At 57.0% G+C, this 14,755-nt stretch carries 10 protein-coding genes; all 10 read right to left on the bottom strand.

Features of this window, described 5'->3' with window-relative positions; genetic code table 11:
* Positions 1 to 93 precede the first annotated feature (93 nt).
* The 10 genes from J4772_RS22615 to J4772_RS22660 all read right to left on the bottom strand — a co-directional run bounded on the left by J4772_RS22615 (position 94) and on the right by J4772_RS22660 (position 14,738).
* Positions 94 to 1,050 carry a ribokinase gene (locus J4772_RS22615; protein WP_209071481.1) on the bottom strand — a complete coding sequence of 319 codons (957 nt, stop codon included), beginning with the start codon at positions 1,048 to 1,050 and terminating at the stop codon, positions 94 to 96.
* Positions 1,038 to 2,030 (bottom strand): nucleoside hydrolase, encoded by a 993-nt coding sequence (locus tag J4772_RS22620; RefSeq protein ID WP_209071482.1) that lies wholly within the window; start codon positions 2,028 to 2,030, stop codon positions 1,038 to 1,040. The genes J4772_RS22615 and J4772_RS22620 overlap by 13 nt, the downstream gene beginning before the upstream one ends.
* Positions 2,027 to 3,664, bottom strand: coding sequence for a response regulator transcription factor (locus J4772_RS22625; RefSeq protein ID WP_209071483.1), 1,638 nt, complete (start codon positions 3,662 to 3,664; stop codon positions 2,027 to 2,029). The genes J4772_RS22620 and J4772_RS22625 overlap by 4 nt, the downstream gene beginning before the upstream one ends.
* Positions 3,639 to 5,420 (bottom strand): sensor histidine kinase, encoded by a 1,782-nt coding sequence (locus tag J4772_RS22630; RefSeq protein WP_209071484.1) that lies wholly within the window; start codon positions 5,418 to 5,420, stop codon positions 3,639 to 3,641. Before J4772_RS22630 ends, J4772_RS22625 begins: the two co-directional genes overlap by 26 nt.
* Before the next feature lie 72 nt (positions 5,421 to 5,492).
* A complete protein-coding gene (locus tag J4772_RS22635) occupies positions 5,493 to 7,619 on the bottom strand; it encodes a glycosyl hydrolase family 28-related protein (RefSeq protein ID WP_209071485.1) in 2,127 nt (708 codons plus the stop codon).
* A 53-nt stretch (positions 7,620 to 7,672) separates the two neighbouring features.
* Positions 7,673 to 9,268, bottom strand: coding sequence for a hypothetical protein (locus tag J4772_RS22640; protein WP_209071486.1), 1,596 nt, complete (start codon positions 9,266 to 9,268; stop codon positions 7,673 to 7,675).
* 33 nt (positions 9,269 to 9,301) lie between these two features.
* On the bottom strand, positions 9,302 to 10,180 hold the full coding sequence (locus tag J4772_RS22645; protein ID WP_209071487.1) for a carbohydrate ABC transporter permease: 879 nt from the start codon (positions 10,178 to 10,180) through the stop codon (positions 9,302 to 9,304).
* A 32-nt stretch (positions 10,181 to 10,212) separates the two neighbouring features.
* Positions 10,213 to 11,118 carry an ABC transporter permease gene (locus J4772_RS22650; RefSeq protein WP_209071488.1) on the bottom strand — a complete coding sequence of 302 codons (906 nt, stop codon included), beginning with the start codon at positions 11,116 to 11,118 and terminating at the stop codon, positions 10,213 to 10,215.
* A gap of 40 nt (positions 11,119 to 11,158) precedes the next feature.
* Positions 11,159 to 12,805 (bottom strand): extracellular solute-binding protein, encoded by a 1,647-nt coding sequence (locus J4772_RS22655; RefSeq protein ID WP_209071489.1) that lies wholly within the window; start codon positions 12,803 to 12,805, stop codon positions 11,159 to 11,161.
* A gap of 151 nt (positions 12,806 to 12,956) precedes the next feature.
* A complete protein-coding gene (locus tag J4772_RS22660; protein WP_209071490.1) occupies positions 12,957 to 14,738 on the bottom strand; it encodes an S-layer homology domain-containing protein in 1,782 nt (593 codons plus the stop codon).
* Positions 14,739 to 14,755: the final 17 nt, after the last annotated feature.

Here is a 14,755-nt window from a genome sequence, read left to right on the forward strand (position 1 = left end):
GAATGGAGGAAAAAAAAGTGCCTTCACGCGCCCCGAGTTGGGGAATGGAGGCAAAAAGTGCCTTGGCGCGCCACGCCGGGCGGCTCCTATCATTTACGATTCGGCGGGTAGCCGGCGCATGACCGCCTCAAAAGTCGGCATGCCTGCCTGTGCGCCGAGCTGGGTCACGGACAGGGAAGCCGCAGCAGCGGCGAAGTGTGCGGCCCGATCGAACGGCCAGCCGTTGGCGAGGCCGAAGCATAACGCGCCGTTAAACGTGTCGCCGGCCCCTGTCGTGTCGGCGACTTCGACGGCAAGGGAAGGGACCGTGCGCAGATGTCCGGCTTCCAAATAAGAGGCGCCGATCGCTCCGCGCGTGACGAGCACCCGATGACCGTATGCCGCCTCCCATTCCAGCAGCGCTGCCTCAAGAAGCTCGTCGGTATCGCAATCGCGGCCGCAGAGCGCTCGAAATTCGCTTTCGTTAGGCGTGAGAATATCGGTCAGGCGCAGCAGCGATTCGGGAATGCCGCTCGCGGGCGCAGGCGCCGGATTCAGCACCGTTCGAACGCCGTGTTGCCTGGCCAGCTCGAATGCGCGGGCGACCGCCTGCCAAGGCAGTTCGAGCTGCGCCAGCACGATTGTCCCGCCGGCGATCATCTCGCCGCAGCTAGCGACGAGCTCAGCCTCCCAGCACGCATTGGCGCCCGGCACGACGGCGATGCAATTGTCGCTCGGGGCGTGATAGATCATCGCCGTTCCGGACGGCGTGGAAGGAACGATGCGAATCGCTTCTGCGGACAGCCCCTCTTGGCGCGCCGCTTCGACAAGACGTACGCCAAACTCGTCGTCCCCGACTGCGCCGACGAGCACGGCATCCGCGCCAAGGCGGGCGAGAGCGACCGCTTGATTCGCCCCTTTGCCACCGGGCAGCAACCGGCTTCCCCGCGCAGTGACCGTCTCCCCCGCTTGCGGCAATCTATCCACGCTAACGACGATATCAATATTCAAGCTTCCAAAAACAACGACTTTACGGCTAAGCGGCTCCACGGTCACCGTTATCGCCTCCATACGAGCAACTCGTCCAAAAGACGCTGCGCCTGAATCGGATCAAGCTTCGGCTTCAAATAAGCGTGAGTGCCGGAATCCGCCTGCCGCCATACGTTCCCGCCGCGCTCATCGATGTCGACTTTCCCTCCGTCTTCTATATCCCAATAAGGTACGAAGCCTCTCACAGCGCACAGCACAGTAATCAAGTCCCAACTACTCCGGTCGGTTTTGCCGTCCAGAAATAGCGCGTAGGCTTGTCTCACCGGATGGTTGACCGGCAATTCCTCGAACATACGCCCTCCCGTCAACAGGCTCTCCCCGATCTCGAAGCCGCAGAACAGAATCGGCGTCGGCCACCGCTCGCACACTTGACTGGCGGAAGCCGGGTCCATCTGAAAGTTCCACTCTTCGCCGGAAGGGTACGCGCCTCCCATCACGACGAGCCGCTCGACTTTCGCCGCGACAAGCGCCTCCCCGGCAAGCGGACTCGCCTCATCCGGCCCCGATTCGAGCAGCAGACGCAAGTTGCGCAGCGGGCCGATGCCGACCACGGTCACGTCGCGATCCGGCTCCGCAGCCAGCAGCTTGCGAAACAGCGCCGTCGCGTCCGGCACGCCGGAGCCGCCGGGGTAACGATTCGGATAATGCTGCGACACATATTTGTTGTATTTCTCGTACGGCTCGCCGACGAGGAACCCTTCGTCTTTCAGTGTGCCGATCGGAAGATTCGGACGCCCGTAATAAGCGCTGATCGCATCGATGCAGCCCGCTCCCCACGGGCTGGACGTATTGTGCATCACGCCGACGATCTCGGCTTCGCCTCTGTCGGCCAACGCATGAAGAACCGCCAGCGCGCCCGCATCGTCGCAATCCGGACCGATGTCGGTATCGAGAATGATTTTGACCGGCTGAGAAGGGGACACCCAACTTGACGCATCCACATTCACATTCGCACTCGCACCCTCACTTACACCTGCATTCGCATTCGCATTCTCATTCATATCCCACTCTTCACCGCTTCCTTGTATTCGCCGGGCGTCATGCCCGCATGCTTCTTGAAAAACCTGCCGAAATACGACATATCCTCGAAGCCGACCATCCGGCCGACATCCTGCGCCTTCATATCCTGCAACGCAAGCAGCCGCTTGGCTGTGGCGAGCTTCATCTCCGCAATGTGATCCGCCAGCGGATAACCTTTGACCGCATGATACGTCCGCGACAAATAATGCGGACTCAAATACACGAGGTCCGCCAGCCGCGGCAGCGATAAGTCTTTGTCGAGATTGTCGGCGATATAGCGGTCGATCTTATCGATAATTTCTCTTTTCTGATCGGTCCGCTCTGCCTCGATCCGGTTAAACAGCGCATCGCCCAAGCGCAAATAGTAGTCGAGCAGATCGTTCCAAGTATCGTGCGCATGGTAGGCCGACAGCAACGCCAGATCGAAGGCTTGTCCGATCGTCTGCGCCAGCTTGCGCTTGTTCATAAACCCCAGAAACATCGCCGATACGGAGCTGAACAGCTCAAGCTGAATGGGATAGCCGACAAATACCGTCCTCTGCCCCCACTCGAACAGCGCCGACAACGTTTTGCCGAAGGCTTCCCGTTCCCGCGTCTCCAACTGCAGCCGCAACCGGCCGACGGCAGTCGCGATATGCTCGTGCTCCCCGCCGCCTCGCTCCTCCTCGCCAACCGCCTCTTTCTCATCCGCGCCGCTTATAATAATTTCTTCATCCAGACCGATTCCTTGCTGCAGCAAACCGCACATCGCGCGGTATTCGCCGGCAAGCGCGCTCCAGGCCACGGCAGGAGGGGACAGCACGATCGACAGCGGCAGCCGGAGCAACTGTCGGATGGACTGCTGTATTTGTTCCAGCGTTTCGCGAATATACAGATGATGCCGCTGCTCGCCTTCCTCATCGCGCAGCGGTTGGATGAGCCACACGAAGCTCTTGCCGTCTTTAACCGCAACAATCCGGCTGAACGACTGCAAATACTCCTCCATAATATTGCAGGCCGCGTACTCCATCAGCAGCCTGTCCTTAGGCGACAGATGCGAAGGCCAACTGTCGATCCGCCCGACAAGCACGACTAGCGGCATGTCGGCTCGCAGCGGAAGGTCGAGCATCTCCAACTGCTCCGGCAACTCTTCCAGCGCAGCGGCGTCTCCGGCCAGCAGCTCGCGCAGATGCGTCTCGACAAGCAACGGCCGGGCGTCCTTGATCTGCTGCCGCGTCCTCTCCATGACGGCCTGTTCGTTGATTTCCTGCTCGATCCGGTCCGTCGCTTGGCGAAACAAGCCGAGGATCGTCTCTCTGTCCGCCGGCTTCAGCAAGTAGTCGAAGGCGCCGTGACGCAAGGCAAACTGCAAATATTCAAAGTCCGCATGTCCGGACAAAAAAATAACCTTGCAGCGCGGCCACAGCTCGCGGATATGAAGAGCCAAGTCCAGGCCGCTCATGCCCGGCATCCGCACGTCGGTGATCAGAATATCGATGCGGCTCTCTTCCGCCAGCCGTCTCGCCTCGCGCGGCGTATAAGCGTAGCGGATGTGCGCCTGCTCCAGCTCGCTTAGAATGTTGCACACTCCGCGTACGATCAACGGCTCGTCATCGACGACCAGAATATGATGCAAGCTGCCACTCCCCCTCTTCTCCCATGTCGACGACGGGCTGCGCCTCTATCCGCAGCGTGATCGCCGTCCCGCCCCCGGCAACCGGATCGATGCGAACGCCGCTGCCGTTACCGTACAGCAACGCCAACCTCCTATGAACGTTAACGATGCCGTGCGTTTCCGTCTCATCGTGCCGAAGCGTCAGCTTTTTCCGGACTTCCGCCAACTTTTCCTCATCGATCCCATTGCCGTTATCCTCCACCGTAATCGTAAGCGCCTCGTGCTCGCAGCGCACACGTACAGAGATTCGTCCGTTCTCCTCCGTATGCTCATGGCCGTGGATGAACGCATTTTCCAGCACCGGCTGGATGATCAACCTCGGCACCTGCCACTCGGACGGATCGCCCTCTACCGTATACTCGCACGAAATACGGTTGCTGAAGCGGATTTCCTGAATGGCGCCGTATACGCGGGCATGATTCAACTCCTGCTCAAGCGGGATAATGTCGGCTTTGTTGTGGGTCAGAAATTTGAAATAGTCTCCGAGATGTCTGGACAATATCCGAATGCCGTCGTAATCCTCCTCGTCGGCCATCAAATAGAGAATGTATAAGCTGTTATACAAAAAATGCGGATTAATTTGCGATTGCAGCTGCTTTAGCTCCGACTTTTGGCTGTAGATCGTCTTTTCGTACACTTCCTGGATCAGTTCGTTCAATTTCGCGACCATCCGGTTAAACTGCGTGTACAGATAGGCAAACTCGTCATGCTCGCGGCGCTCGATCACAATATCGAGCTTGCCCTGCTCCACCTTGCGAAAGCCCGTAACGAGCTTCTTGAGCGGCTGATGAATCAGCCGAAAAATCATCAGCGAAGCAATCAGCACAATGACGATCGATACCGCCGACAAATACCCGTACCAGCGCTTGATTGAATAGACCGGATCGAGCACGATATTTTCCGGCAAAGCCGTCCTCAGACTCCATTGCAGCATGTCGGATCGCTTCGAAAATACGAGATATGGGACGCCGTCGATCATCAGCGCGCCGCTGCCGTCCTGCTCCAGCGACTGAATCCGGTCCGCCGCTTCCACGCCGTCCGCCAGCGCATACAGCGTCGCTTGATTATACTCGTCCGTCAAATAAGTGACACTGTCCTCATAAGATCGGAACACGTCCATTTCCCGGCCGATCTTCTCGCTCGACAGCTCGATGACCAGCAAATATTGCGAACGCGTCGCGCTCGGATACCCAAGCGGAAGCAGCAATCTCCCCTTGTAGTACACCGGGTTGAACAGCCGATTTTGCGCTTTGAGCAGGCTCTCGTACTCTCCCCGATCCATCGTATCGACGTTAAATCTGGATTTGGCCGACAACCGCTTGTCCAGCTTCGGCATCAAGACGAACACATCCTGAATCAGCTTGCTGGACTCGGCCAGCATCACGATTTTGGCTTGCAAATCCTTGAACGCTTTCGTCCGCTCGTAATCGGTCAACGTCGCCGCCCGTATGCTCAAGTCGTTCAGATCGGCATCGTTGATAAAAGTTTGCTGCAACGTCGTGATCCGCTCGATCTCGTTCTCCAGCGACGTCATGACGTAATCCGTTTTTTGCTGCATCGACTTGGCGATTTCCTGTCTGACGACATCCGCTCCCTGCTGATTCATCCAGAGACTGATCACATAGATCGGAATCAGAATGAGAAGGAACGAGCCTACCAACTTCTTGTAAATTCCCCATCTCGGCTGCTTGTCCCTCGGCATCGTTCGCTTCTCCATCCTTCCCTCTCGCATGCTGGCGCCAGATCCGCCTAAACTGTCTAGATCCGTCTAAGGTCCGCCTCAGCAAGCTTACACCAGTTCCGCGTCCGCTTCCCAATCGACGGAAGAATCGGTCGCCATCGCATTCAGTGTATAAGCCATGTCGGTTGTCGTAAAGATGGAAACAACGGAATTATAGTTGGCGGAGCCGTCTTGATAGACGACATGCGCTTTGCAATTGGGCTGACGGTACTTCTCGCTGGCAAAATGGACCGCGCCCCGCTGGTGGGTCGCGATGAGCTGGTTCAGGTTCCCTTTTTCGTAGAACGCTTTGCATCTGCGGAGCTCCTCCAGCTTGTCGGGCCGGTAGTTTTCCGTCGGATACTCTCCCTTGTTCAGCTTCCACGGTCCCCAGTCGAGCGTAAACGTCTGGTTGACCGGCAGCGAAAGATGCATCTCCAGCCGGTGATTGGCACCCCATGTTTTGCCGTCCACGCGCGGCACGTCGAACGTAAACACAACCTTCGCGAACGAAGTGCCGATGACGGTGGTTCCGGCCGACGTATAGGTCGCGCTTGAGCCGCCCGAGCCGAATATTTGCGCCAGCACCGGCTGCAAGGAGATCGACTTCGAGCAGCGCAAATACAGCGACAAGGATGCGCGCTCGCCGGACAGCTTCGTCACGTCCTCGATCACATTAATGAGCGTATGGTACGTCGCTCCCGTGGCCGTCTGACTGTTCGTTAACCGCAGAAAATAGCTTGGATGCCCAGGCACCGCCGTCTGACCGGGAGCAAACGTTTCCTTCGTCACGGCTGCTGAGCCGCCGATGCCGTCGCGGCTCACGTAATAGCGGTCGGCCACTTTGAATATCCCCGAACCGGCGATCGTATAGCTTGCCCCGTTCCCGCGCTGCCAAATGTCGAACCACGTATTCGTACCGTAGTTGACCGCGCGCTCGGCATCGGACAGCAGCGGCGTGCTAGGAGCGGATGCGGCGTACATTTTCGGATTGCCCGTACTGCGAATGTCGATGCCGCTCTGTCCCGCGATCGGGTTCAACAGCAGCAGCGGATATTTCCCGCCCATATAAACATCAACGGAGATGTCCGCGTTGCGAAGCGCGATTTTGTCATTCAGGCATACGAGAAACTTCGTATCGGTGGACACATAATCGTTGGAGACATTATGCAAATTCACGTACATGTCCTTGAGCTTGAGCCCCGTGACATAAAACGGCGATACGGCTGCCGTAGGCTGGTCGCCCATGGCGATGACGGCCTCGCAGCCGCTATAGATCGTTTCCACATACGTCGAATCGACTTCCACATAATTCGTGTTGTCCGCAATATGCACGGCGTACTTGAACCCTTGAAAACCTCCGCCATGAATGACCGATTTCCAGCCGCTCACATAGACGCCCGTCCCGCCCGCAGTCGTACCGCCAATATTGGCGAAGCAGTCTACGACATTTAAGCGGGAATTGCCATTGTCGGATACGCCTGCCGCCGATTTGCCGTTCGCCCTGATAAAGTTTTTGGCAATATCGTTGGCGCTCTCGTACATACAGTCCGTTACGTAGCAGTTCCAGTTGTCCGATTGAAAAAAGATCGCGTAGCCGGCCGCGCTGCCGAAATTTTTGAACACGCACCGGTCGATGCGGGGATTCACCACGAATGTATTCACATAAATGCCGTGCTGCGCATTCGCGCCTCCCGACAAGATCAGATCGCGAACGCCGTAAAATTCATGCTTCGTTTGCGGGTTAACCGGATCGTTGTAGCCGATCCCGTCTTTGCCGAGCTTGACGGCGTGAGCGGTCCCTTCATAGACAAGCTTCGCGCCGCCGCTGCCGCACAGAATAACCGGCCTATTGAAATATAGACCCGAGGAATATCGATAAGTGCCGTTCGGAAAATAGAGCTGCACAGGCGTTCCGTCCGTGTTCGCAATCGCATTGACATAATCGGCGGCATCGGTCAACGCCGCCGTATCGTCCGTGACCCCGTCGCCGACGGCGCCGAAATCTTTGACGCTAATCGTGTCGCTCGAAACAGTCAATGCAGCCGCTTGCTCGCCCCCCTGCGCATAAGCCGTAAGCGGGCTGAACGCTCCGCCAGCGGCAAGCGCGGCCGTGCCTGCAAGCGTATAGGCCAGAAATTGACGTCGGGACACGCTGGCGGATTTCTCAGATTCCTTGTCGTTCATGTTCTCCATGACGCACTACCTCCAAATGGTTATTCGGTCGTGTACGCGCTCAGGCCAATATCTTAAAACAAATGAACGTTGAACTGCCCGTCCCGTTCTTCAACTAGGGCGAATCCGAGCGCCGGAAGCTCGATGGGCGTCCGACGGTCGCCAATCGCCAGCAGCCCGGCGTTCGGGCGCTCCTCCAGGTTCATGACGATAACGCTGTTTCTCTCCGGCAGCGAAACAAGCGCCAGATTGACGCCTTCAATAATACGTGGAAAATCAGCCTTAAACGCTCCGCAAGCTTCAAGCTCGCGCCTTAGCAGCGCAACCTCCGTCTCCGCCGGCAATGTGCCCGCCTCATGCTCCCAGAGCCGCACGTTCTCCGGCAACTGATCCAGATTGCCTTTATTACGCTCCGCCGCTTTGCGATCGACGATAACGGTCTTATATAACGGGAAGCACTTCTCCCATTCGTCGCCAATCCGGTAATCCCCGAAAAACAGCAGCACCTCTCCCGTTGCGTCCGGCTCGTTGCCGCGCACCGGTTTGACCGGCAGTCCGGCGTAATAAGGCAGCAGCGGCGGTTCGACCGGCTCGCCGTATGCGCCGTGCGTGCCTTTGGCCAGGTGTACCGGATAGGCCCGCTCGTACGGGTCGCACCAGTCCGCGATCTGCCGGATGGCCGGATACTGCCGGCTCCAGGCGCTCCAATACGACTCGTCGATCAGCCATGTGCCGCTCATGAAATAGATGTCCGAAATGCCTGCGGATACGGCGATTTTCACCTTGCAGATCAGATTGTTCTCGCTCAGCGAGCGAGGCGGAAACACCGTCGTCTCGCTCACCGCATGCTCGCGGCCGACCAGGTTCAAATGATACTGAATGCCGAGCAGCTCGCTCGCCTTCCCTTCCGGACTGCCGAATTCCCCGTCGCTGAAGTGCAGCTCGCCGACACGAAATTCGACGCCGGGAACCGCTTCCTTAATCTCGCGCATATCGATCCCGTGCCGCTCGTCGCCGAGATGCATGACCATGATGCCCAGCTCGACGCCGGGAACGTTCATTTCCTTCATCATGTCGGTTACTTTGGAGCAGTTGTAGCGCACCCATTCCTTCATTAATGCCGTGTCCGTCTTGTTCTGCAGCGTCTGCACAAGCGCTTCCCGCGTCAACGTCCGCCCGGAGACCTGCCCGAATTCGCTCACGCAAATCTCGCAAAAACAGCCCTGAATCTCGTCTCCCAGCTCGCCCAGCCGCAAGTCGTCGTCCATCATAAACCGCTTAAAGCCCGCATCGCGCAGCGCCACAATCGACTCGACGTTCTCGCGCACCATGACGGGCTCGATGTCGCCGATATAGTATTTCGGCTTACCCGCGCTGTCCTGACGATAACGCCAATGGTCGGGAATTTTCAGCAGCACGTCGGCATCGTCGGGGTTCAAGCTGTTGCCGGGATGACCGACGGGCAATTGAATAATCGCCGCTTCGAAGCCGTGGCTTCTGGCAATTTTTCCGGCCTCGGCAATCGTCTCCAGACTGCTCCACGTCGTGCCGTAAAAATATCCCCACAGCCAGATCGTATCCACGCCCGCTTCCTTCATCATCGCAATGACTCTCGGACCTTGTACTTCGTCCACAAGCAAAGCCGGGTCGATATTATAGTTAAGTTTCATCTTGTGTAAGCCCCTCTCCGTGCTTCCCGGCATTCAGCCCTTCACGCTGCCGAGCACGATCCCTTTAATGAAAAATCTCTGCAAGAACGGATAAACGATTAAAATAGGCAGCGTTCCAAGAAAAATTTGCGCAGTTTTGACGGTCCGCTCCGTAATATCGGCAAGCTGCCGCACATCAACCGTCTGCGTGACGTCAGGCCTGACCACGATCGTCTGCAAGTAGCTTTGCAGCGGGTAATTCTCGTTGCGATTCATATAAATCAGTCCATCGAACCAAGCGTTCCAGTGCCCCACCATCGTAAACAACGTAATCGTGGCCAGCGCGGGCAGCGACAGCGGCAAATAAATTCGCAATAAAATCGTCCAATGCCCGGCGCCGTCCATGACGGACGATTCCTCCAGCTCCTTCGGCAGTCCGCGGAAAAAATGAAGCAGCAGCACCGCATGATAGACCGGCACGGCGGTAGGCAGCACAAGCGCCCACATCGTGTCCAGCAGACCGTAGCTGCGGATGGTCATGTACACCGGGACAAGCCCCCCGCCAATCAGCATCGGTACGATAAAATACCATAAATAAAGCGGACGCTGACGGAAAGCCCTCGGTTCTTTGGACAGCGGATAAGCGACAAGCACCGTCATCAGCATGGCGATCGCCGTTCCAAGCACGAGCCGCTGCAGCGATACGACGAACGCCCGTCCGAATTCCGGCTTGTTTAAAACGTGTTTATAAGCGTCGAAAGTCGCCTCGACCGGCAAAAGCTTGACCGCACCGGCCGAGACCGCACCCGAGCCGCTCAAGGAAATCGCCCATACATGTACGAAGGGCAGGACGCAGATCAGCCCGACCGCAATCATCAAGCTGTAGTTGAAGATCAGAAACAGTCTGCGGGACAACGACTTGTATTCGACCATACAGCCAGAAGCCTCCTTCAGGGCCGTTCCGGCTAAAAAATACGATAATTGGCATATTTGTACGCCAGGCGATAGGACATTGCAATCAAAACAAAGCCGATGACCGATTTAAACAGACCGACAGCCGCAGCAATGCTGTACTGCGTCTCGACGATCCCGACACGGTACACGAGCGTATCGATAATGTCTCCCGATTCGTACACCTGGGGACTGTATAACATAAACACTTGATCGAAACCTGCATTTAGCACATTGCCGAGGCTCAGCACGGCCAGCAGCACAATCGTGGGCGCCATTCCGGGCAAGGTCACATGGAGCGTCTGCCTCCAGCGCCCGGCCCCGTCCACATAGGCGGCTTCATGCAAAGTCGGATCGATCGCCGTCAGCGCCGCCAAATAAACGATCGTGGCGAATCCGAATTCCTTCCACGTATCGGATAGCACAAGCGTATACGGAAACCAGGCGTTCGAGCCCAGAAAAAAAATCGGCTCAATGCCGAACAACCCGAGGAAACGATTTACAATCCCGTCCTGCATCGACAAAATATCCATGAGAATGCCGCCGAGAATGACCCACGATAAAAAATGCGGAAGATAAATCAGCGTCTGTACGCCCTTCTTAATCAGGCCGTTCCTGATTTCGTTGAGCAGCAGCGCAGTGAGAAACGGTACGATCAGGCCGCATAATATTTTCAATACGGCGATCAGCACCGTGTTGTAAATCACCTGGCCGATATCCGGCAGACGCAGCATGTAGGTGAAATTATCCAATCCGACCCATTTCGAGCCGAACCACCCCTTGCTCGGGATAAACTTCTGAAAGGACATCGCGATGCCTGCCAGCGGAATATAATTGAACAGGAAAATAAATACCGCGCCGGGCACCAGCATCGCATGAAGCGCCAGATTCCGTTTCCAGCTTCCGGTTTCCAGCCGCATTGTCTCACCTCGTTCCTTCCATGCGTCCCCCTTCCGGTTGCTAATTGACGGCTTTTACCCACTCGTTGACTTCTTCGGTAATTTTCACGCCGCCAAGTTCGTTCCAATCCTTGACGAACTTGTCGAACTCCTCAATGCCCGACTGACCAAGGACAATCTTGATCGTCATGACCGACTCCATCTTGTTCAGCGTCGCCCATTTCTCCGCCATCGTCGGGGTAGAGCCGCCGAGGAACTCGGTATTTTTCAGCTTATCCTCGTTTAAGTAGCCGTCGATCATTTCCATCCCCGCCCCATCCTTGCCGAAGGAGCGATAGAACCCCCAGCCGTTGCCGGCAATGTCGCCTGTCTCGAACCAATTTTGAATCGCGTCGTAATAAATTTGCTGCTCAAGATCGAGTCCTTGCGGATTTCGGCTCTCCAGCGCGGCTTTAACGGCACGGTGCGCCTTCACGTTTTTGAGCACCGGGAACGCTTTGATCAGCCCGTACGGCCACGTCTCAATATTTTTGTCCACGTTGCGCGACAGCGACACATCGGCATTTTCCCAGTTTTTTTCATTCCAGAAATTCAACAGCTTCACAACCGCCTCGGGATGCTTGTAACCTTTCCTGACGACATAGAAGGAGCTTGCCGATACGCCTACCTGAGCCAACGCCGGCTGGCCGTCCGCCGACGGGATCGGATACGCTCGCCATTCCGCCTGCGGATCGTTCAGCTTGTTATTCTTGAGATTGGCAAGCGGAGCGTACATCGGCCCGTACATCATGCCAACTTTGCCGGAAGCGATCAGCTCGTCGTATTTCGGTCCGTCCTTAACGCCGAATTCCTTATCGAAGTATCCGGCCTTGTACATGTCCGCAAGCTTCAGCAGCGCGCCCTTCATTTCCGGCTGAATGCTGCCGTATACGACCTGGCCGTCCTGCCCCTTCACCCAGGTTCCAGGATAAGCGTGGAAACCGTTGAAGAAGCCGGGAATCTGCGCCTCTTTCACGAGCGCCAGCCCGTAAGTGTCGTCCTTGCCGTTGCCGTCGGGGTCCTGCTCGGTAAACGCCTTCGCAATGGCGATCATGCCGTCCATCGTCGTCGGCTCCGGCAAATTCAGTCGCTTCATCCAATCGTCGCGCACCCACAGCATCGACACTTCGTCCAGGTTGCTGTTCGTCAGCGGGAGCGCATAGAGCTTCCCTCCGAACGCGGACGCCTTCATCGCCAGCCCGCCGTCTTCCTTCAGCAAACTTTTCGTAAAGGGCGATGCGTACTCGTCATACACAGCGGTCAAATCCTCAATCATGTCGGCTTCCACCAAATTTCTCAGCTGCAGCGCATTCACGGCCAGAACGTCCGGTATTTCGCCCGAGGCAATGGCGATATTCGATTTATTCGTGTAGGCTTCGCCGCCCTTGACGACCCAATCGTTCTTGACTTCAACCCCTAATGCGTCGCGATAAGCATCGTACCAGACGTTGTTGTCGATCGAGCGCCCTTCCTCGAATTTCAACGTTTCCGATATTTCCCGGCCCGTCGTCAGCACGATTGGCGGGTCGTATTTGCCTATCGGACCGTTCGTCGGCTTCGCCGTTTCCTCGGCGACCGGATCATCCCCTTTGCCGCTGCAAGCGCCGAGCGCCACAAGCATAAGCGCCAGCGTTGCGGCTCCTGCTGCTTTGATCTTGATGTTAGCCATGACGTTACTCCCATCGTTGTAGAGTACGCTCTACTGCAATTGTAAAAACAACGGCTTGAGCGGACAATCGGATTCTGTTGACGCCGTTAGGACTTTGTTGTCCAACTATAAAGCGCCGTCGCCACAACGGGGTGACGGCGGCGCTTTTTCATTATGATTTGTAAAATTCAAGGAATCTTTGTATAATGGCCGCCATCTGGCTGCGCAATGCGTTGCTTTTCGGTGTCAGATTCGTGCCGGACCCCTGAATAAACCCTTTGGCGTTGGCCCAGCGCATGGCGTCCTTCGCGTAGGCCGACACGGAGTCTGCATCGGCAAATCCGGAGAGATCGGCTCTGGCGGACACGTCATACCCTTTGAAGGCGGCGTACCGGTACAGAATCGTCGCCAATTGCTCGCGGGTAATTGCGTCTTCCGGGCCAAACTTGCCGTTGCCGTATCCGCCCACAATGTTATTTTCGACCGACCAAGCTACCGCATCCGCGTAGTACTTAGCCGTCGCCACGTCGCTGAAAGCGTGAGCTGCGCTCACGGCAGGCGAGCCTTCCAGGCGGTACAAAATCGTCACCAGCATCGCGCGCGCCGTCGTTGCTCCAGGGTCAAAGGCCGTATCGGAGACGCCCTTCATCAGCCCTTTTTCATAGACGTACTTCACCGCGTCGTAGAACCAGTCGGTTTTCTTCACGTCGATAAAATGATCTGTTCCGACCGGGGTGGAAGGCAAGATTTCCTTTTCTTCCTCGGTCGGGAGCTTCGGATCGGTTGTCACCGTGCCGCCACCGCCGGACGAACTGCCGGATGAACCGCCCGTTGAGCTGCCGCTTAGACTCAGCTCCTGCAATGCGCTGGCGTAGTCGGTCTTGTTATCGCCGTTTGTCGCTTCGGAGAACACATAAAGCTTATCGTCCGCACCCAAGCTCACGCCGGATAGGTCAAGCTTAACGCTGCCGCTTGCGCTCTGCGGCTGTGCGATATTTCCATAGTATTTCACAGCACCGCTTAGGTCCATAACTACGGCCGAAATATATTCATTGGCTCCCGTCGCCGCGCCCGTGTAACCGATAGTCATCACTTTGCTCGTCGCGTTATATCCCGTTCTTTCCGCCGTGAACGTTCTGCTGCTATCCCGAACGGTCAGCTTCCATTCCGACGGCGTATCGGCTGAAACCGCCTTTAGTGCGGCGGCGCCTACGGTTCCGCTCAGCTTGCCGCTCTGGGCCGCGGAGGAGAAGAGAACCGAGGACAGCGACAGGTTAAAAGCGGGGCGGGCGCCGTCGGCGTAGGACACGCGGGTATAGCGCTGAACTACCGAGACTACGCCGGCGCTATGAGGCTTGTCCCCGTACGGCGACCGCAGCCACCACCAGCCGGCGCCGCTGCCGACCGCATCGGCGATAAATGCCGCTTCCCGTTCTTGATCGCTGTGAAAATAGGTCGCCGCTTCCTCTCCCGACAGGAAAAACGCCTTTTCCCCAATCAGCTCGCTTGCGCCGTACTCTAAATTCGGACCGTCCGCTTTCGTTGTTGCCTGCATGGCCGACAGCTCTGCAGCCGTAAAGTGCTCCGATCCGGCAAAGCTTCGAGTCCACATCTGCGCGTCGCTGCTTTGCCATTCGTTGGGCTGTGCCTGTCCGTCGTTGTCGTCGCCGTCCCATACGGCTTCAAAGGGCGTGCTTCCCAGCAAATATTTGGAGATCAGGAACGCGCCTCCCTTATGGGTATTGGTTTTGTCGGCATCCAGCACGAGCCAAGGAACCTCATAGGTTCTACCATTCTCCGTATACCGGCCGAAATAAAGGGTGTTTCCGTCGACGATTCCGCCCGTCCCGGCAGTCATCGCCCCGGTTCCCGGTCCCGCCGCCGACGCCGCCGCGGGCAGCAGGGGCATCGTCATGCACAGACTGAGCAAAGCCCCGCATATTCTTTTTTTCATATCGGATCTGCCTCCTT

The organism is Cohnella sp. LGH, assembly GCF_017671885.1.
Lineage (GTDB): Bacteria > Bacillota > Bacilli > Paenibacillales > Paenibacillaceae > Cohnella > Cohnella phaseoli.

Coding starts and splice junctions, on each gene's coding strand:
- J4772_RS22615 (WP_209071481.1), bottom strand. CDS start 1,050: ATGGAGGCGATAACGGTGACCGTGGAGCCGCTTAGCCGTAAAGTCGTT.
- J4772_RS22620 (WP_209071482.1), bottom strand. CDS start 2,030: ATGAATGAGAATGCGAATGCGAATGCAGGTGTAAGTGAGGGTGCGAGT.
- J4772_RS22630 (WP_209071484.1), bottom strand. CDS start 5,420: ATGGAGAAGCGAACGATGCCGAGGGACAAGCAGCCGAGATGGGGAATT.
- J4772_RS22635 (WP_209071485.1), bottom strand. CDS start 7,619: ATGGAGAACATGAACGACAAGGAATCTGAGAAATCCGCCAGCGTGTCC.
- J4772_RS22640 (WP_209071486.1), bottom strand. CDS start 9,268: ATGAAACTTAACTATAATATCGACCCGGCTTTGCTTGTGGACGAAGTA.
- J4772_RS22645 (WP_209071487.1), bottom strand. CDS start 10,180: ATGGTCGAATACAAGTCGTTGTCCCGCAGACTGTTTCTGATCTTCAAC.
- J4772_RS22650 (WP_209071488.1), bottom strand. CDS start 11,118: ATGCGGCTGGAAACCGGAAGCTGGAAACGGAATCTGGCGCTTCATGCG.
- J4772_RS22655 (WP_209071489.1), bottom strand. CDS start 12,805: ATGGCTAACATCAAGATCAAAGCAGCAGGAGCCGCAACGCTGGCGCTT.
- J4772_RS22660 (WP_209071490.1), bottom strand. CDS start 14,738: ATGAAAAAAAGAATATGCGGGGCTTTGCTCAGTCTGTGCATGACGATG.